A 17,928-nucleotide genomic window follows, 5' to 3' on the forward strand; every position below is an offset into this window, starting at 1 on the left:
CTCGCCACCCTACGACTGCGGCCGCCTCCTCCTCGGGCCGGTGGTTCCCGCTGACCCGGCCTCGCCGATGCGCACGAGCAGGGCCAGCTCGTCCTCGAGTGCCGCGAGGAGCGACTCGGGGTCGGGGACGACGGACTCGTCGGCCATGATCCCGATGCGGACGGCGTCGGCATACGTGACGATGCAGAAGCCGAGCGTGTGCCGCCCCGACCCGGGCACCCAGCCGAGCACGCCCGTCACGGGGACGCCGCCGAGGTAGCGGACCTCCCGCGGGCCGGCGACGTTCGTCGTCACGCCGATCGCCTTGTCCGCGAAGAAGTCCACGACCCGGCGCTCCAGCTCTGCGGGGACGCGGCCGATGACGGAGATGAGCGCGAAGGTGAGCGCTGCCTCGGGCGACGCCTTGAGCCAGTCCATCCGCGCCTTCGACAGGGCGAGGCGCCCGAGGGGCGTCGCGTCGCGACTCGGGAAGCGCAGGAAGACGAGCGCGAAGCGGTTGCCGAGCTCGCGCGGGAGCGGCTCGTCGAGCGGTCGGACGTTGACCGGCACCATCGTCACGAGGTCGACCGGCTCGCGGCCACGCTCGTCCTGGTAGGTGTGCAGGGCGCCGGCGACGGCGCTCAGCAGCACGTCGTTGAGCGTCGCGCCGACGAGCCGCCCGGCCTGCTTGAGCCCGGGAAGGGGCAGCGGCTCGGTCCACACGAGGCGCTTGCGGTGCCCGGGGACGCCGCCGACGGCACTCCTGGGGTTCGTCGTCAGGAGCAGGTCGGAGACGACCTGTCCGGTACGGAGGGTGAGCCCGGCGGCATCCGTCACGGCAGCGCGGGCACCCTTGGAGCGCAGGCGATCCCAACCCGAGCGCGTGGTCGCCCGGGCGAGCCGGAGCCCGGACGCGACGACGCCCCCGCCGGTGCCGCCGGTCGGGGCAGCGAGCGGCAGGGTCGCGAGGTCGGTCGTCGCCGGGGGGCCGACGAGGTCGCCGGGCCGTCCGTCGGCGTCCTCCGTGAGGCCGAGCAGCACCCGGGTCAGGGCGATGCCGTCGGCGAGCGCGTGGTGGATGCGGAAGACGAGGGCGGCGCCGGCTCCGTGGCCGTCGACGAGGTGGACCTCCCAGAGCGGGCGCGTGCGGTCGAAGGGCCGCGGCAGGTGTTCCTCGACGTAGGCCTGCAGCTCGGCGTCCGCCTCGGCCGCGGTCCCCCCGCCGGAGAGGGTCACCCGGGTCACGTGCCGGGCCAGGTCGAAGTCCGGGTCGTCCTCCCAGCGGTGCCCGGACAGCCCCCGGGGTCGCCTCGCGAGCTGGCTGAAGACGGGGTACGGCTCGATGATCCGCTCTCGGACCACGTCGAGCACGCGGTCCCAGTCGGGCACCGACTCGAGGAGGACGACCGAGACGATGACCATGAGGTTGGTCGGGCGGTCCATGTTGAGCCAGAGGACGTCGGCCGACCCCATCCGGCGTGGCGGGCGCGGCGGGCGCGGCACCTACGGGCCCGCCAGTCGCGAGAGTGCGTCACCGTCGAGGCGGAAGGTCGTCCAGTCGTCGAGCGAGCGGGCGCCGTGGGCGCGGTAGAAGTCGATGGAGGGGGTGTTCCAGTCGAGCACCGACCACTCGAGTCGCGTCCAGCCGCGCTCGACGCAGATGGCGGCGAGCCGGGCGAGCAGGGCCGTGCCGAGGCCGTGGCCGCGCTGCTCGGGGTCGACGAAGAGGTCCTCGAGCCAGATCCCGGCGCGGCCGGTCCACGTCGAGAAGCTCCGGAACCAGATCGCCATGGCGACGACCGTGCCCTCCCGCACCCCCACGAGGGCGTATGCCGTGGGGTCGCCCTGCGCGGGAAAGAGGGCCTCGCGGAACTGCTCGGGTGTCGCCGTCGCGGAGTCGGGCTCCTTCTCGTAGGCCGCGAGCCCCTGGACGAGGCGGATGAGGTCGGGGACGTCGTCGGCCGAGGCCTCACGGATCTGGAAGTCGCTCACGCCGCCATCCTCTCCCGACGCGCGTGGCTGTGCGTCGTGGTCGGGCGCTGTGGGTGGTTCGACGTAGGCTTGGTCGATCATGAGCACGCTCTTCGACGACCTCCCCATCCCCGGTTTCGAGCACGGTCAGGGCGCGCCCTCTGGCGGGTCCGGGCGCCCCGGGCGTGGCGCGGACGTCACCGAGCAGGGCGTCCCCACGTGGGCCGAGGCCGCCGCCCGCGGCGGCGTCGAGACCGCCCCTCAGGGGCGTGCCGACCTCGACCCCACGGTGCTGCTCGAGGGCCTCAACCCGCAGCAGCGCGAGGCCGTCGTCCACGAGGGCACGCCGCTGCTCATCGTCGCGGGCGCCGGCTCGGGCAAGACCCGTGTGCTCACCCACCGCATCGCGTGGCTGCTCGGCGAGCGTGGCGCCCAGCCGGGGCAGATCCTCGCCATCACCTTCACCAACAAGGCCGCGGCCGAGATGCGCGAGCGGGTCGCCGCGCTCGTCGGCCCGCGCGCCCGTGCCATGTGGGTCATGACCTTCCACTCGGCCTGCGTGCGCATCCTGCGCCGCGAGGCCGCCAAGGTCGGGATGAAGTCGACCTTCTCGATCTACGACGCCGCCGACAGCCAGCGCCTCATGAGCCTCGTGCTGCGCGACCTCGACCTCGACCCGAAGCGCTACCCGCCGCGCGGCTTCTCGGCGCAGGTCAGCAACCTCAAGAACGACCTCATCGACGAGGAGACCTACGCCTCCCAGGTCACCGAGGGCAACCACTACGAGCGGACCGTCTCCGACGCCTACACCCAGTACCAACGCCGGCTGCGCCAGGCCAACGCCCTCGACTTCGACGACATCATCATGATGACCGTCAACGTGCTCCAGGCCTTCCCCGACGTCGCCGAGTACTACCGCCGCCGCTTCCGCCACGTGCTCGTCGACGAGTACCAGGACACCAACCAGGCGCAGTACCAGCTCATCAAGGAGCTCGTCGGCGAGGTCAAGGGCCCCGAGGGCGCGTATGCGGTGCCGCCCGCCGAGCTGTGCGTCGTCGGCGACTCCGACCAGTCGATCTACGCCTTCCGCGGCGCGACGATCCGCAACATCCTCGAGTTCGAGAACGACTACCCCGACGCCCGCACCATCCTGCTCGAGCAGAACTACCGCTCGACCCAGCGCATCCTGCGGGCCGCCAACTCCGTCATCGCGCGCAACGAGGGGCGCCGCGCCAAGAACCTCTGGACCGACTCCGGCGACGGCGCGATGATCACCGGCTACGTCGGTGACAACGAGCACGACGAAGCCGCCTTCGTGGCCAAGGAGATCGACGACCTCGCCGACCAGGGCGTCAAGCCCGGCGACGTCGCCGTCTTCTACCGCACCAACGCGCAGAGCCGCGCCATCGAGGAGGTGCTCGTGCGGGTCGGCCTGCCCTACAAGGTGGTCGGCGGCACGCGCTTCTACGAGAGACGCGAGGTCAAGGACGCCCTGGCCTACCTCCGGGTCGTCTCCAACCCCACCGACACCGTCAACCTGCGCCGCATCCTCAACACCCCCAAGCGTGGCATCGGTGACCGGGCCGAGGCGTGCGTCGCCGCCCTCGCCGAGCGCGAGCGCATCCCGTTCGTCGCGGCGCTCGGGCGGGCCGAGGACGCGCCGGGCATCGCGACGCGCTCGGTCGCGGCGATCCAGGGCTTCACGGCGCTGCTCGAGAAGCTCCGCACCTCCTACGAGGCCGACGACAGCATCGCGGCCCTGCTCGAGATGACGCTCGAGGAGAGCGGCTACCTCGCCGAGCTGCGCGCGAGCCACGACCCGCAGGACGAGACCCGCGTCGAGAACCTCGCCGAGCTCGTCGCCGTCGCGCAGGAGTACGACGACCGCCGCGCCACCGAGCTCGAGGAGTCGGGTGGCGAGCTGGCGCCAGGTGTCGAGCCCGAGGACGTCGGTCCCGCAGGCGCGCTCGAGGAGTTCCTCGAGCAGGTCTCGCTCGTCGCCGACGCCGACGAGATCCCCGACGAGCCCGAGGCGAAGGCGCAGGGCGTCGTCACCCTCATGACGCTGCACACCGCCAAGGGCCTCGAGTTCCCCGTCGTCTTCCTCACCGGGATGGAGGACGGCACGTTCCCCCACATGCGCGCGCTCGGCGACCCCAAGGAGCTCGAGGAGGAGCGCCGCCTCGCCTACGTCGGCATCACACGCGCCCGTGAGCGGCTCTACCTCTCGCGCGCGGCCGTCCGGTCCGCCTGGGGTGCGCCGCAGTACAACCCGCCGTCGCGCTTCCTCGACGAGATCCCGGGCGACCTGCTCGACTGGCAGCGCCTGGGCCCGTCGTTCAGCGGGGCCCGCGGCTCCGACCGTCCGGCCGTGGCGACGCTCGCGGCCCGGCCGGGCGTCCGCAGCGCCGGCAAGCGTCCGGTCATCGCGCTCCAGTCGGGCGACCGCGTCAGCCACGATTCCTTCGGCCTCGGCACCGTCGTGCGCGTCGAGGGCGACGGCGACAAGTCGATGGCGCACGTCGACTTCGGAGCCGACACCGGCACGAAGCGCCTGCTCCTGCGCTACGCCCCGCTCGTCAAGCTCTGAACCGCCGTCCGGGGCGGGTTGGAGCTGTCACAGTCGGTGGCGTATGCCGTGTGGCTCAGCCCTGGCGTCAGCCGGGCTCCGTTGTGGCACAACGGGATACGGCATACGGCATACGGCATGCGGCAGGCGACTGGAGGTAGCGGCCCCGATGGGACGGGGAACGCGACGAGGCCCGTCCCCGGAAGGGGACGGGCCTCGTGTCACTGAAGGGCCTCGGTCAGAGGTGGACGCCGTGCTTGGCGAGCCAGGTGCGAGGTGCGACGGCAGAACCGTCGTCGGGGTGGATCTCGAGGTGCACGTGCGGGCCGGTCGAGTTGCCGGTGCTGCCGCTGTAGGCGACGCGCTGGCCGGGGGAGACCTCGTCGCCGACGGAGACGAGCAGGCGGCTGTTGTGGGCCATCCACGAGACGGTGCCGTCCCAGTAGCGGATCTTGACCATGTTGCCGTAGCCCTCGGTGGACCAGCCGGCGAAGACGACGGTGCCGCTCGAGAGGGCCCGGACCGTGCTGCCCGTGGGGCACGCGAGGTCCTGCGCGGGGTGCATCTTGCCCCAGCGGAAGCCGAAGCCGGAGGTCAGGGTGTAGCCGGCGACGGGGGAGACCCAGCGGTGGGCCATCGCGATCGCACGCTCGCGGGCTGCGGCCTTTACCTTGGCGGCGGCGTCGGCCTTCGCCTTCTCCGCGGCGGCCTTGGCGGCCGCGGCCCTGTCTGCAGCGGACTGGGCCTCCGTGGCGGTCTGCGCGGCAGTGGCCGTGGCACTGACGATGAGCGTCTTGGCGTCGCGGGCCATGTCACGCGAGGAGCGGGCGCCGGACCGGCTCGCGGCAGCGGCGGCGACGACGTCGGGGTCCGCGGTGAGACCGAGACCTGCGACCGAGTTGGAGACGTTCTTCATGGCAGCCGCTTCGGGGCTCAGCTCGCTCGCACCGGCGTCGCGGATGACGAGGCCACCGGCGACGGTCGAGGAGAGCAGAGCGACGGGGACGACGAACTGTCGACCCCGCGAAGGCTTGGCTGCCGGCCTGTGCCGGCCGGAGTAACTGGTTTTGGGCACGAAAAAGATACCTATCGGTCACAGATGGCGAGCCGCCAGCCTAACGTGACCATTTCGTTATCCAAAATCACGCCACGTTTCTGGACGTCCCGGCGCCGCAGTGGAGGGACGCGACTGCGCATGACACTAGGGCATGTCGGGGCCCCGGTGCGGGATGTACACAGGAGGATCTGCGCGAATTCGCAGCCTCTCGTGACAGGGGTCGGCCGGGTCAGCGCGAGGGCACCACACGACCCGCGGTGCCACCCCGACGGGTCGTCGACGTGCTGGTGCGCCGGCTCCCCAGGGAGCTGACCCCGGGGGTGACGGTCGCTCCCGAGGTGTCGAGGTGGGCGAGGGCCGTGGAGATCCCGTGCACGACGCTGCTCGTGATCGGCAGGCTCATGTGGCCGACGCCGTGCAGGGCGATGTTGTGGACCATGAGGTCGTCGTGGTGCAGGGCGGCGTTGCGCTGGGGCACGACGACCTGGTCGAGGTCGGACCAGTAGACGAGGAACCGGGTCTGGCACTCCTTGACCGGGGCGGCGAGCTCGTCCATGAGGGCGCTGCCCGGACGCAGCTGACGGGTCAGCCCGTTGTTCCACGTGTAGGCGAGGTAGCTGCCCTGGTGCGGGGTGCCGAGCGTGACGAGCGTGTGCACGTGCTGGTCGCCGCCGAGCCGGGTCACGTAGTAGCGCGCGATGAGCCCGCCCATCGAGTGCCCGATGACGTGGATCCGCTCGTACCCGGTCTCCTCGACGATCCGCTCGACCTCGGCGCCCAGGGCCGCGGCCGCAGCACGGACGTCGCCGGTGAAGATGGAGTAGTTGATCGTCTCGATGCGCCCGAAGCCGCGACGCACGAGGCCGCGCCGCAGGACGGTGAAGATCGAGCGGTTGTCGACCATGCCGTGCACGAGGAGGATCGGCGTCTCGGCGGCCTCGACGTTCTGGATCGCGAGTCCCCGCTGGCTCGGTGGCAGGTGACCGAGACGGTAGCCCTGGCGCCGGTCGCTGGCGCGCGAGCCGAGCAGCCCGAGCGGGTAGAGCCCGAGGTGCAGCCCCATCCACGTCGCCTCGAGAGCCGCGCCCGCGATCCCGGTGGGGGTCAGGAGCGCTCCGGCGAGCTCCCCGACGGTCGCCACGAAGCCCCGAGGGCCCGCTGCGCCACACTTCGGGGTGCCGGCCTGTCGCGGCGTCATCGCCGCCCGTGCTGCCACTGCCACGTCCCGAACGTACCCCGACCGGTGGGCGATGCATCACTATTGCGCGTCGCGTCTCGCGGGGCTGGCTAGAGTGCCCGGCATGAGCGAGTCCCTGGGCGCCGACGCCGTGACCGACGACGAGACCGCGAGCGCGACCGGAGCGGGTGCGGCGTCGACCGACGTCATCCGCGTGGTCGTGGCCAAGCCGGGTCTGGACGGGCACGACCGGGGCGCCAAGGTCGTGGCCCGGGCGCTGCGCGACGCCGGCATGGAGGTCATCTACACCGGCCTGCACCAGACCCCCGAGCAGATCGTCGAGGCCGCCATCCAGGAGGACGCCGACGTCGTCGGGCTCTCCGTCCTCTCGGGCGCCCACATGACCCTCTTCGCGCGCGTCGTCGACCTCCTCGCCGAGCGCGACGCGAGCGACATCGTCGTCTTCGGCGGCGGCATCATCCCCGAGGACGACATCTCCGAGCTCGAGAAGCTCGGGGTGGCCAAGGTGTTCACGCCGGGCGCGACGACGATGGAGATCGTCGGCTGGGTCCGCGAGCACGTCCACGCCGCCTGACCAGCCCTGATCAGCCCTGACCAGCCCTGACCAGCCCCCGCCAGGTCACCCTCGCCCGCCCACGTTTCGCGCGCTCCACGCCCGAGCGCGCGAAACCAGCAGGGAGCGCGGGAGGTTCTGGGCGCCCGGTGCGTACTTCGCGCGCCCAGGCCGCGCCGGACCCGACTGTCCACACCCTTCGGCCATCGGGCCGCACCGTCCACAGCTGCGCGACCGGACCGGCGCGCCACCATGCATGGCCGAGATCCTGCTCGGGTGAACCTCGAGCTCATTGCCAGACACGGAGTCTTCAGCGCGCGAGACGCCCTGCGCGCCGGTGTCGACGGGCGGGCGCTGGCCCTGCTGTGCCATCGCTACGTCTGCACGAGGCTGACCCACGGGTGGTATGCCGTGGGCGTCCCCGCGGACGAGCGTGACCGTCACCGGCTCTGTGCGATCGCGCTCTCCCGAGCCTATGAAGGAGCGGCCGTGGTCAGTCACTCCTCGGCACTCGTCCTGCTCGGGCTGCCACTGCACGGCGTGGACCTCGGCGTCGTGCACCTGACCCGCGTCCGGCCGCTCGACGCCCAGGCGCCCCAGCCCTGGAGCGGGCAGTCCCGCCGTCGCCCCGGGCTCCTGCTCCACCGCGAGCAGGAGGGAGTCGCTTGGGTCGGCGCGCCATCCGCGGGTGGCCACACTCACCCGGCCCCGCTCGCTCCGGTCGGGCACGCCGCCGTCGGCGCCGGACTCGTCGGCGAGCCGACGGCAGCCCTCGTGGCCGCCGACGCCGCTCTCGCTCGAGGGCTGTTGACAGCCGAGTCGTTGCCCGTGGCCATCGCCGACTTCGAGGGCCACCGCGGCGTGGGTCCGGTGCGTGCCGCGCTCCGGTGTGCGGACGGCCGGCACGAGTCCCCGGGCGAGTCGCTGACGGCATACGTCCTGCGCGGGCTCGGCCACGACGTCGAGCCGCAGTTCGAGGTCGTGGCGGAGGGCAGGACCTACCGCGCCGACTTCCGCATCACGGGCACCCGCGTCCTCGTCGAGTTCGACGGCAGGGTGAAGTACGCCTCGGGTGACGGCGCGGTCCTCTTCGACGAGAAGCGTCGTGAGGACGCGCTGCGCCGCTGCGGTTGGGTGGTCGTCCGGCTCACGTGGTCCGAGCTCGCCAGACCGGAGCTGGTCCACGGCCGCGTGCTCGAGGCCCTCCGCCTGGCCGCTCTCGCCGCCTGAGACCGCACACCACCGGCGCCGCCACCAGCACGCAGAGCTCGGCCCCGGGCATACGCCCGGATCGCGCGCTCCTGGCGTGAGCGCGCGATCCGGTGAAGGGGCGCGCGAAAGGACCCGCGCACCTGCGTGTCTCGCGCGCTCGTGCGCTGAGCGCGCGAAACGGAAGGCGGGGCGGGGTGGGATGCGGGTGTGATCTTCGTCCGGTCGGGCGCACCCGATGGGGTCGCCACACGTCACAGCCACTAGAGTCCGAGGGACAGCCTGATTCGGTTGCGCCTCGGCGCAGGGCCCGTCCGAGCGCGAGAGCGTGAGCACGTGGGCCCCGGGACGCCGCAGCGACGCGATCGACGACGATTCGAATCGACGACGAGGACGGACCCCACCCGTGGATCTCTTCGAGTACCAAGCCCGCGACATGTTCGAGAAGCACGGGGTGCCCGTGCTGGCCGGCGCCATCGCCACCACCCCTGAGCAGGCCCGAGCGGCCGCTGAGCAGATCGGACCGAAGTCGGGCGGTGTCACCGTCGTCAAGGCGCAGGTGAAGACCGGCGGCCGCGGCAAGGCCGGTGGCGTCAAGGTGACGAAGAGCCCCGACGAGGCGCAGGCCGCTGCCGAGGCCATCCTCGGGATGGACATCAAGGGCCACACCGTGGGCACCGTGATGATCGCCCAGGGCGCCCGCATCGCGGAGGAGTACTACTTCTCGGTGCTGCTCGACCGTGCCAACCGCACCTACCTCGCCATGTGCTCCAAGGAGGGCGGCATGGAGATCGAGCAGCTCGCCGTCGAGCGCCCCGAGGCCCTGGCGCGCGTCGCCGTCGACCCCAACACGGGCATCGACGCCGCGAAGGCGCAGGAGATCGTCGACGCCGCGGGCTTCGACGAGGCCGACAAGGCGGCCATCGCCGACGTCATCCAGAAGCTGTGGACGGTCTACCGCGAGGAGGACGCCACGCTCGTCGAGGTCAACCCCCTCGTCAAGACCGAGGACGGCCAGATCGTCGCGCTCGACGGCAAGGTGACGCTCGACGAGAACGCCGGCTTCCGCCACGCCGACCACGAGGCGCTCGAGGACACCGCCCACGCGGACCCGCTCGAGGCAGCGGCCAAGGAGAAGGACCTCAACTACGTCAAGCTCGACGGGTCCGTCGGCATCATCGGCAACGGTGCGGGTCTCGTCATGAGCACCCTCGACGTCGTCGCGTACGCCGGCGAGGAGTTCGGCGGCCAGAAGCCGGCCAACTTCCTCGACATCGGTGGTGGCGCCAGCGCCGAGGTCATGGCCAACGGCCTGCACATCATCCTGTCGGACCCCCAGGTCAAGAGCGTCTTCGTCAACGTCTTCGGCGGCATCACCTCCTGCGACGCCGTGGCCAACGGCATCGTCGGTGCGCTCGACGCGCTCGGTGACGAGGAGGACCGCCCGCTCGTCGTGCGCCTCGACGGCAACAACGTCGAGGAGGGTCGCCGCATCCTCCAGGAGCGCAACCACCCGCTCGTGACGATCGAGCCGACGATGGACGGCGCCGCGCGCCGCGCCGCCGGGCTCGCCGCCCGGCCCGCCGCCAACTGACCCCCTCGCCACAGAAGAGAGAACGAGCGAACATGGCTATCTTCCTCAACGCCGACTCGAAGGTCATCGTCCAGGGCATGACCGGGTCCGAGGGCATGAAGCACACCCAGCGCATGCTCAAGTCGGGCACCGACATCGTCGGCGGCGTCAACCCTCGCAAGGCCGGCACGACGGTCGACTTCGAGGGCGGCGTCTCCGTCCCCGTCTACGGCACGGTCAAGGAGGCCATCGAGGCCACCGGCGCCAACGTGTCCGTGATCTTCGTGCCCGCGCAGTTCACCAAGGCCGCGGCCGTCGAGGCGATCGAGGCCGAGATCCCCCTCGCCGTCGTCATCACCGAGGGCGTCGCGGTCAAGGACACGGCGGAGTTCTACAACTACGCCAAGGACAAGGGCACGACGCGCATCGTCGGCCCGAACTGCCCCGGCCTCATCACCCCGGGCGTCAGCAACGCCGGCATCATCCCGGCCGACATCTCCGGCACCGGCCGCATCGGCCTCGTCTCGAAGTCGGGCACGCTGACCTACCAGATGATGTACGAGCTGCGTGACTTCGGCTTCAGCTCGGCCGTCGGCATCGGTGGCGACCCGATCATCGGCACGACGCACATCGACTGCCTCGAGGCGTTCCAGAACGACCCCGACACCGACGCGATCGTCATGATCGGCGAGATCGGTGGCGACGCCGAGGAGCGCGCGGCCGCCTACATCAAGGAGCACGTCACGAAGCCGGTCGTCGGCTACGTCGCCGGCTTCACCGCCCCGGAGGGCAAGACGATGGGCCACGCCGGCGCCATCGTCTCGGGCTCCTCGGGCACCGCGCAGGCCAAGAAGGAGGCCCTCGAGGCTGCGGGCGTCAAGGTCGGCAAGACGCCGTCCGAGACGGCCGACCTCATGCGCGAGATCATGAAGGACCTCGCGAAGTAGCCTGCGCCAGCAGCGTTTCCGAGCGGGCGGTCACCTCCGGGTGGCCGCCCGCTCTGCTGTCTCCCGAGGGCGTATGCCGTGTGGCCGGCCCCGGTCGCGCCCGGCGCCCGGGCGCGTGGCCCGGCGGGACGGCATACGCGATCGGTGGTCAGCAGGCCATCAGGCCGATGACGAAGCCGCGGGCCCGCAGCCTCGGGATGAGCAGGTCGAGGGCGGCGACCGTCTGCGACCGGTCACCGCCTCCGTCGTGCAGGAGGATCCGCGAGCCGGCCCGGACGCTCGCGAGCACGCGGTTCACGATCGTCGTGGTGCCGGGGCGGGACCAGTCGCGCGGGTCGACGGTCCAGAGGATCTGGCGCTGGCCGCGGTTCGCGATGATCGTCGCGATGCGCGAGCTCGTCGCCCCGTAGGGCGGTCGCACGCAGCGTGGCCGGTAGCCGAGGGCCGACTCCATCCGGTTGAGCTGCGACGTGACGGCCGACGTCGACAACGTCGTGAGGTCGGGGTGGCTCCACGTGTGGTTGCCGATGAGGTTGCCGTAGGTGCGCAGGCTGCGGGTGATCGACGGGTACCACGAGACGTTCTGGCCGAGCTCGAAGAAGACGGCGTGCACGCCGTACTTTCGCAGGACGGCGAGGACCTTCGGCGTGTAGGTGGAGCTGGGACCGTCGTCGAAGGTGAGGTAGACGGTGCCCGCGTAGGCGACGGGCAGAGAGGTGACCTCGAGCGGCGCGCTGGCGACGATGCCGGCGCGCGGGGTCGGGGCCGGGGCGGTCGGGCCGACGGCGGCCACGGTGAGGGCGAGCACTGCCAGCAGGGGTGCCAGCAGGTGGAGGGTTCTGCTGTTCATGATGGGTCATCCCCTTCATCTCCATCGTCCGCCCACCGGGCCGGCCGCGCGGGGCTTCGGGGCTGATCCGTGCCTCACATCCGGCCGCTCTCGGTCCCATCGGCGTGGGCGCTCGCTCCGCGGCGGGGATCTTGTGACCATGGGAGCGACCACGCACGAGCCCGCAGGACCCGCAGCGCAGGAGTGATACCACTGGCCCCGCCGAGCACGACCACGACGTCGACGACCACGTCGGCGACCTCGTCGACCAGCCCCTCGACGGCGATGCCGGCAGCCCTGCGCGCCGGGGCCCTCGCCGCCGTCGGCACGTGGTCGGTCGTCGTCCTGCCCGCGCTCATCGGCTGGGTGGCCGCGCCCGAGAGCTCGGTCGGGTGGTTCTCGGCGGTCTCGGTCGCCAGCGCCGTCTGGTTCCTCGGCCACGGACAGTCGGTCGGTGCGGGCGCCGTGGCGATCTCCATGACACCGCTGCTGCTCCTGCTCGTCTTCGTCCTCATCGCCTACCGCTTCGCCCGTCGTCTCGCGGCGACGGAACGGCTGCGCGTCGGTGCGACTGACTGGAGCCGCGTCGCGCAGTGGGGCGTCGTGCCCGGCTTCGTCATCGGCTACGGCCTCGTGTCCGCGGTCTTCGCGCTCTTCACCCTCGGGGGCCCGGCGACGCCCGGTGTCGCCGCGGTCGTGGGGTCGCTGCTCGTGCCGCTCGCGGCGCTCGGCTTCGTCATGCTCCGGCCCGACGACGAGACCGCGCCGGCGTTCGTGCGCACGTGGTTCCGGCGCGGCCCGACGTGGCTGCCGACGGTGTGGCGCACCGGCTGGCGCGGGGCGGGCGTGCTGCTCGCCCTCGGGTTCGTCGTCGTCGTCGTGAGACTCGTCGCGTCGTGGTCGGCCGTCGCCGACATCCAGGACCAGTACGGCGCCAACCTCGGGGCGATCGCCATCATCGCGCTCGCCCAGGTCGCCCTCCTCGGCAACGCGGCCACGTGGGCGCTCTCGTTCCTCGCGGGCCCGGGCTTCCAGGTCGCCCTCGGCTCGACGATCTCCGCCGGAGCCGCCCAGCCCGGGCTGCTGCCGCTCGTGCCCGTGCTCGGTGCGCTGCCGCAGGCCAGCGACTACCCGGCGACGATGTATGCCGTCGTGCTGGCTCCGGTGCTCGTCGGCGTGTGGCTCGGTCGTCGGGTCGACGCCGAGCTGGAGTTCTTCGGCAACGTGCGGGCCCGGTTGTCGGCCACGGCCGTGGCGGCGCTCGTCGCGGTCGCGGTCGTCGTCGTCCTGACCGCTCTCGGCAACGGTGCGGTCGGCGTCGACCGGCTCTCGGCCGTCGGGGCCCACCTCTGGTCGTTCGCGGCGGCCCTGACGGCCGAGGTCGTCGGGGGTGCGCTGCTCTTCACGGGCGTGCTCGTGCTCCATGACCGTCGCGCCGAGCAGCGTGAGCGCGAGCACCAGTCGGGGGTCGCGACGCAGGCGGGTTCGGACGCGGAGACCTCAGCCCCCGATGCGGACTGACGGGGAGTGTCGACGGACTGACGTGGGCTGACGCGGGACGGTCGGGGTGGCCTCAGCGGGCGACGAGGCCGATCATCCCGGCGTCCTTCAGCGGCGCGCAGTCGCCCTCGGCGATGCTCGTCTGCGCCCGGGCGACGCACTCCTCGTAGGCCTGGACCGAGTCGTAGAAGACGACCTGGAGCGCCAGGGACGACAGCAGCATGCCGGAGATCACCAGCGTCACGACGGGCCAGATCTTCTCCTTGCCGCCGCGCGCCGACAGGAAGCGGAGCAGGCGCACGGTCAGCACGATCGCGAGCACGAGCGGCAGCACGGCGACGAAGCGCTTCGGCAGCGGGAGGTACATCGCCACGAGGCCGAGCAGCACGAGGAGCGCGATGGGCAGGGTGCGCTTGGCCTTCTCACGGGCGAACGCGATCTCCTGCTCCTGCTGCGGCTCGGTCATGTGGTCCATCCTCGCCCATCGCGAGCGGGCGCAGGAGGGCGGGAGTCGTCCGGACTGGCACTGCCCCGGCGCCCGAGCGCCCACACCCCCTCTCCAAGCCGCTGGCACTGCCCCATCTGACGATTCGTCGATGGGAACGGTGCGCGGCCTGCCATGCTGAGTCGGCGGGGGTGCACTCGGCAGAGGAGCCCAACCGTGATGAGCCGATTCTCGCGAATGGTGGCCGTGTTCGGCCTGGTCACCGCCTCAGGCCTCACGGTCGCCACGGTGACGCCCTCACCTTCCGCCGCGGCCGCCGAACCACCGGCCCCACCACCGATCATCAAGCTCTTCGACCTGGTGCAGGATCCGGTCTTGCACATTCCGCTGCCCCAGCCGTACCCGGCTGAGACCCAGGCGGCGCTCACGGCCTTCGAGACGAAGGCGGTCGCCGAGGTGCTCCAGAACAAGTCGCTCCCACCGAGCGACGAGCTGAGCGTCCGGGCGCTCGCCCGCGACGACATCCGCACCCAGCTCTGGGCCGACCTCGGGGTGATCATGCTCAAGCCGGCGGCGAGCAGAACGGCGACGGAGGGACTCGTCCACGCGTGGTTCTCGGCCAAGGTGCGACGCACGCAGATCGGCGCTGCGAAGGCTGCCGTGGGTGAGTACGTCAAGTGGTCAGGACTCACCGAGAGCACGTACACGAAGACCGACACGTACGCCCCCCAGCCGCGGAACGGCTCCGACGGCTACTGCAACTACCACCCGCCGGGCCGGTACGACACCACGGCCGAGTACAACGGACGAGGGACGACGATCTGCACCGAGTCAGGGCTCACGATCTTCAGCTTCCTCGTCTTCTCCCCACCCCGGCCGACCTATGACCAGTTCGTGAAGTACGGGCAGTACCTCCAGCTGGAGGCGCTGTCACAGGGAGTCACGAACGCGTGGAACCCACTGACGTACAACGACTTCACCGTTGATGCGGGGCAGGTGTCCGCACTTGTGGGGATGGGTGTCTCCTTGGCCGCCAGCGGAGCCGCGATCCCCATCGCGCGGGCATTGGCCGTCCCGTTGGGACCGGACAACCTCTTCGTGACCAAGCTGTTCCCGTTCGCGGCCCGGGCGAAGTTCGTCGCCAGCCCCGCACTGCAGGGGGCCGAGGCCACGATCAAGATCGCAGAGGCTGCCGCCGCCGACGCGCAGGCATTGCGCTCGTTCGCGGCGCTCAGGGCTGCCAACTCCCTCAAGGCTGGGGCCGTGACCGCCATCGCCGATGCGGAGACAGCGGCTCGCGCTACGGAGGCGGCTGCGATGGCTGAGGCCCGGCTGACGGCCGGGATCAAGGTCTTCGGTGCCATCACGTCGGTGGTGGGCGCCATCGTCGACATCGTGGTCACCACCACCGTCGCATCGATCCAGATCAACAGCGACCTCGAGGCGCCGAAGAAGCTGGCCGAGTTGCTCACGAAGGCGGAGGGGACCCCTGATCTGGCTGCACTGATGAAGCAGGCTGATGCCTACCCGGGAATGATGGCCACCTTCCTCAACGAGACCTTCCCCGAGCCCGAGTGGGGCTGCAGCGGTTTCATCCAGGTCGGCGTCGAGCTGCATGAGTGCGCGAACGCGCCTGCCACGGGAAGCGAGGGCAACGCGCCTGCGTGGACCGAGGCGGAGCCGCAGTTCCTCAACGGTGTCGCGTCCGGTGGGTCCGTGACGAGCTGGGGCCAGACGCCGAGAATCTCCGTGGACCTGCCCGATGACGAGGGATCTCTCTGGGTCCGACCGCATGGAGAGGGCTGGTGGATCCTGCAGCAGGTTCTTCCCGACGGCACGGTGACACCGGAATGGCAGTCCACGTGGTTCCCGTTCCGCGGGCCTGGTGGTGAGACCTACATCGCCGAGCGCACCCAGAACGCGACGGGCAAGTACCTGTTCAACATCGCCCCGGTCGGCGACACGGCGCTGGACACCTCGTGCTATCCCGGAGGCGGCGCCATCGCGCCGAGCGGGATGGCATGGATGTCGTGCCTCCGGGACGACATCACGTACGTCGACGGTCAGGGGCGCACCGCCAACGTGCTCGAGATGGTCCACGGCACACCGCCGGACCCCGCAGCCCCGGTGGCTCCGCCGCAGGTCCGGCTCGATGGGCCGTGGGAGGCGCCGCAAGGAGTGCCGGTCACCTTCACCGCGTCTGTGCTCGACGACTCCGGCCCGCTGACCTACGAGTGGCTCTACACGTGCCCGGGCGCCCCCGGCGGGTTCTGCATCGTTCCCGGCTCGCCCACGCTCGTCCTGGCGTTCGAGCAGAGCGGGCCCAGCCACGTGGGTGTCAAGGTCACCAACGCTGCAGGGCAGATCGCCTCGGACACACGCTCGTTCACGGTGTCCGAGCCGACGAACGCGATCGAGTTCGTACCCCCGGCCGACATGCAGTTCAGCAAGAGCAACATCTACGGACGGCCTTACGAGACGCAGGGCATCCGTGCCTCGGCGACGTCTCAGCTTCCCGTCACGTTCGCCGTGGACCCCGGCTCCCAGAGCGTGTGCCAGCTCGACTCCGGCACCGTCACCGCGACCGGGGTGGGCACGTGCAGCATCACGGCCTCGCAGGCAGGGGACGGTGTCTTCCCGGCGGCGACCCCGGTCAGCAGGGCGTTCCAGGTGAGGCCGAGCGCGTTCCTCATCACCATGAGCGACGGACCACTGCAGTACTCGGACCCGGCGCCTTCGCTGTCACCCTTCATCCCTGAACCCCTCGCCCTCGACGGGATCACCGGCACGCTCTCCGGATGCGAGCGGCTCATCGGTCTCGTCTCTGCGACCGGGGAGGTCACGGCGGAGCCGGGCAGCTACCCGCTGAACGGCTGCGGCGGCTACTCGAGCGACCACTACGTCCTGGGCTACAGCGGGGCCACCACCGTCACCCCGGAGGACGCCACGCTGTCCAGCACCACCCGAGCGGTGACCGCGCCCGGGCTCGCCGTCATGACGGCCACGTTGGGTCAGGTGGACGACGGCCACCCGGGCGACATCACCCGGGCCCGTGTGGACTTCCAGCTCTTCCGCTCTGCCAACCAGACGGATAGGCCGGACTTCCAGGTGGTCAACCAGGCAGTGAACGCGGACGGGCTGGTGGCACGGACGCTCGAGGGTCTCCCGGCCGACACGTACCGTCTCGTCATCCGCACCACGCCGAACGCGGTGTTCGCGGCGACCGCCTCCGAGCAGAGCCTGGTCGTCGAGGCGGCCGTGGCGCCCTCCCTGGGTCTCGTCCCGGCGAACACCACGGTGACCGCCGGCGAGTCGGTGACCTTCGCCTCGAGCGCGACGGGCAACCCGGCCCCGACCGCGCAGTGGTACCGCGTCACGGCGGGACCGACCTTCACGGCAATCCCCGACGCCACCAGCCCGAGCCTCACGCTGCCGGCAGTGACGTACGCCCAGAACGGTGAGCAGTACGTCGTCAGGTACACCAACGCGACCGGGACGGCGAACTCGGGCATCGTCACGCTGACGGTCCTTCCGGCTGCGCCCCGTGTCGTGACCTCACCCAGCAGCACCAACGGTCTCGCTGGAGGCACGGCGACCTTCATGGCTGCGGCTTCCGGTGACCCCCAACCGAACGTGCAGTGGTCGAGCTCGGGCGACGGGGGCGTGACGTGGACGCAGATCGCCGGCGCCACGACCGCCCGGCTGACTCTCACCGACCTCCGGTCGTCCCAGTCCGGGACGCGGTACCGCGCCGAGTTCACCAACGTCGGCGGCTCCGCCGTGACCGGTGTGGCCGTGCTCACCGTGCTGACCCAGGCGCCGCGCGTCACGTCGGACCCACAGGACGTCACCATGAGGTCAGGCGCGACCGCGACGTTCACGGCCGCGGCGAGCGGGGCACCAGCACCCACTGTGACGTGGCAGAGGTCGAGGGACCGCGGCCGCACCTGGGTGACGATCGCGGGCGCCGACTCCAGGCGGCTCGTCGTCGCCGGCGTCACGCCAGCTGTCACGGGAACCCGGTACCGCGCCGTGTTCACCAACGAGGCAGGTGCCGCCGCCAGCCGGGCGGCCACGCTCACGGTGCGACCCCGGTGA

Annotated in this window: 13 protein-coding genes; 7 read left to right on the forward strand and 6 right to left on the reverse strand. The window is 71.4% G+C overall.

Features of this window, described 5'->3' with window-relative positions; all coding sequences use genetic code 11:
- Positions 1-9: 9 nt before the first annotated feature.
- Entirely contained in the window at positions 10-1,452 is a 1,443-nt protein-coding gene (locus AB4Z14_RS03240; RefSeq protein ID WP_442274019.1) for a wax ester/triacylglycerol synthase family O-acyltransferase, read from the reverse strand.
- Positions 1,453-1,482: 30 nt separating this feature from the next.
- On the reverse strand, positions 1,483-2,079 hold the full coding sequence (locus AB4Z14_RS03245) for a GNAT family N-acetyltransferase (RefSeq protein ID WP_442273910.1): 597 nt from the start codon (positions 2,077-2,079) through the stop codon (positions 1,483-1,485).
- On the opposite strand from AB4Z14_RS03245, the gene pcrA reads away from it, so the two are divergent.
- Positions 2,051-4,540: a DNA helicase PcrA gene (gene pcrA / locus AB4Z14_RS03250; protein WP_442273911.1), complete on the forward strand. Its 2,490-nt coding sequence runs from the start codon at positions 2,051-2,053 to the stop codon at positions 4,538-4,540. The genes AB4Z14_RS03245 and pcrA overlap by 29 nt on opposite strands.
- Positions 4,541-4,757: 217 nt before the next feature.
- Here the strand turns inward: pcrA and AB4Z14_RS03255 are convergent, their stop codons facing one another.
- Together AB4Z14_RS03255 and AB4Z14_RS03260 are read right to left on the reverse strand one after the other, a co-directional pair.
- The gene (locus tag AB4Z14_RS03255) at positions 4,758-5,594 is read right to left on the reverse strand and encodes a M23 family metallopeptidase (protein ID WP_442273912.1); all 837 of its coding nucleotides are present in this window, start codon (positions 5,592-5,594) and stop codon (positions 4,758-4,760) included.
- Positions 5,595-5,805: 211 nt separating this feature from the next.
- Positions 5,806-6,798: a lipase family alpha/beta hydrolase gene (locus AB4Z14_RS03260; protein ID WP_442273913.1), complete on the reverse strand. Its 993-nt coding sequence runs from the start codon at positions 6,796-6,798 to the stop codon at positions 5,806-5,808.
- 79 nt (positions 6,799-6,877) lie between these two features.
- On the opposite strand from AB4Z14_RS03260, the gene AB4Z14_RS03265 reads away from it, so the two are divergent.
- From AB4Z14_RS03265 to sucD, 4 genes are all read left to right on the forward strand, one after another.
- Complete coding sequence (locus tag AB4Z14_RS03265; protein ID WP_442273914.1) at positions 6,878-7,348, forward strand: cobalamin B12-binding domain-containing protein; 471 nt, start codon at positions 6,878-6,880, stop codon at positions 7,346-7,348.
- A 255-nt stretch (positions 7,349-7,603) separates the two neighbouring features.
- Positions 7,604-8,557: a hypothetical protein gene (locus AB4Z14_RS03270; RefSeq protein ID WP_442273915.1), complete on the forward strand. Its 954-nt coding sequence runs from the start codon at positions 7,604-7,606 to the stop codon at positions 8,555-8,557.
- Positions 8,558-8,942: 385 nt separating this feature from the next.
- On the forward strand, positions 8,943-10,130 hold the full coding sequence (sucC, locus tag AB4Z14_RS03275) for an ADP-forming succinate--CoA ligase subunit beta (protein ID WP_442273916.1): 1,188 nt from the start codon (positions 8,943-8,945) through the stop codon (positions 10,128-10,130).
- Between the two features lie 32 nt (positions 10,131-10,162).
- A complete protein-coding gene (sucD, locus tag AB4Z14_RS03280) occupies positions 10,163-11,056 on the forward strand; it encodes a succinate--CoA ligase subunit alpha (protein ID WP_056778339.1) in 894 nt (297 codons plus the stop codon).
- A 148-nt stretch (positions 11,057-11,204) separates the two neighbouring features.
- On the opposite strand, the gene AB4Z14_RS03285 is transcribed toward sucD, so the two are convergent.
- Positions 11,205-11,906 carry a polysaccharide deacetylase family protein gene (locus tag AB4Z14_RS03285; RefSeq protein ID WP_442273917.1) on the reverse strand — a complete coding sequence of 234 codons (702 nt, stop codon included), beginning with the start codon at positions 11,904-11,906 and terminating at the stop codon, positions 11,205-11,207.
- 264 nt (positions 11,907-12,170) lie between these two features.
- Between AB4Z14_RS03285 and AB4Z14_RS03290 the strand changes: the two genes are divergently transcribed.
- Positions 12,171-13,406 carry a cell division protein PerM gene (locus tag AB4Z14_RS03290; protein WP_442273918.1) on the forward strand — a complete coding sequence of 412 codons (1,236 nt, stop codon included), beginning with the start codon at positions 12,171-12,173 and terminating at the stop codon, positions 13,404-13,406.
- 52 nt (positions 13,407-13,458) lie between these two features.
- On the opposite strand, the gene AB4Z14_RS03295 is transcribed toward AB4Z14_RS03290, so the two are convergent.
- Complete coding sequence (locus tag AB4Z14_RS03295; protein WP_442273919.1) at positions 13,459-13,851, reverse strand: hypothetical protein; 393 nt, start codon at positions 13,849-13,851, stop codon at positions 13,459-13,461.
- Positions 13,852-14,049: 198 nt separating this feature from the next.
- Between AB4Z14_RS03295 and AB4Z14_RS03300 the strand changes: the two genes are divergently transcribed.
- A complete protein-coding gene (locus AB4Z14_RS03300; RefSeq protein ID WP_442274020.1) occupies positions 14,050-17,928 on the forward strand; it encodes a hypothetical protein in 3,879 nt (1,292 codons plus the stop codon).

The organism is Terrabacter sp. 2TAF16 (assembly GCF_052115065.1).
In the GTDB taxonomy this organism is placed as follows: Bacteria; Actinomycetota; Actinomycetes; order Actinomycetales; family Dermatophilaceae; genus Terrabacter.

Excerpts from the sequence above, each read along its gene's own strand:
- pcrA (WP_442273911.1), top strand. The coding sequence starts at position 2,051 with ATGAGCACGCTCTTCGACGACCTCCCCATCCCCGGTTTCGAGCACGGT.
- AB4Z14_RS03300 (WP_442274020.1), top strand. The coding sequence starts at position 14,050 with ATGAGCCGATTCTCGCGAATGGTGGCCGTGTTCGGCCTGGTCACCGCC.
- AB4Z14_RS03240 (WP_442274019.1), bottom strand. The coding sequence starts at position 1,452 with ATGGGGTCGGCCGACGTCCTCTGGCTCAACATGGACCGCCCGACCAAC.
- AB4Z14_RS03265 (WP_442273914.1), top strand. The coding sequence starts at position 6,878 with ATGAGCGAGTCCCTGGGCGCCGACGCCGTGACCGACGACGAGACCGCG.
- AB4Z14_RS03290 (WP_442273918.1), top strand. The coding sequence starts at position 12,171 with ATGCCGGCAGCCCTGCGCGCCGGGGCCCTCGCCGCCGTCGGCACGTGG.
- sucD (WP_056778339.1), top strand. The coding sequence starts at position 10,163 with ATGGCTATCTTCCTCAACGCCGACTCGAAGGTCATCGTCCAGGGCATG.
- AB4Z14_RS03245 (WP_442273910.1), bottom strand. The coding sequence starts at position 2,079 with ATGGGGAGGTCGTCGAAGAGCGTGCTCATGATCGACCAAGCCTACGTC.
- AB4Z14_RS03295 (WP_442273919.1), bottom strand. The coding sequence starts at position 13,851 with ATGACCGAGCCGCAGCAGGAGCAGGAGATCGCGTTCGCCCGTGAGAAG.
- AB4Z14_RS03285 (WP_442273917.1), bottom strand. The coding sequence starts at position 11,906 with ATGAACAGCAGAACCCTCCACCTGCTGGCACCCCTGCTGGCAGTGCTC.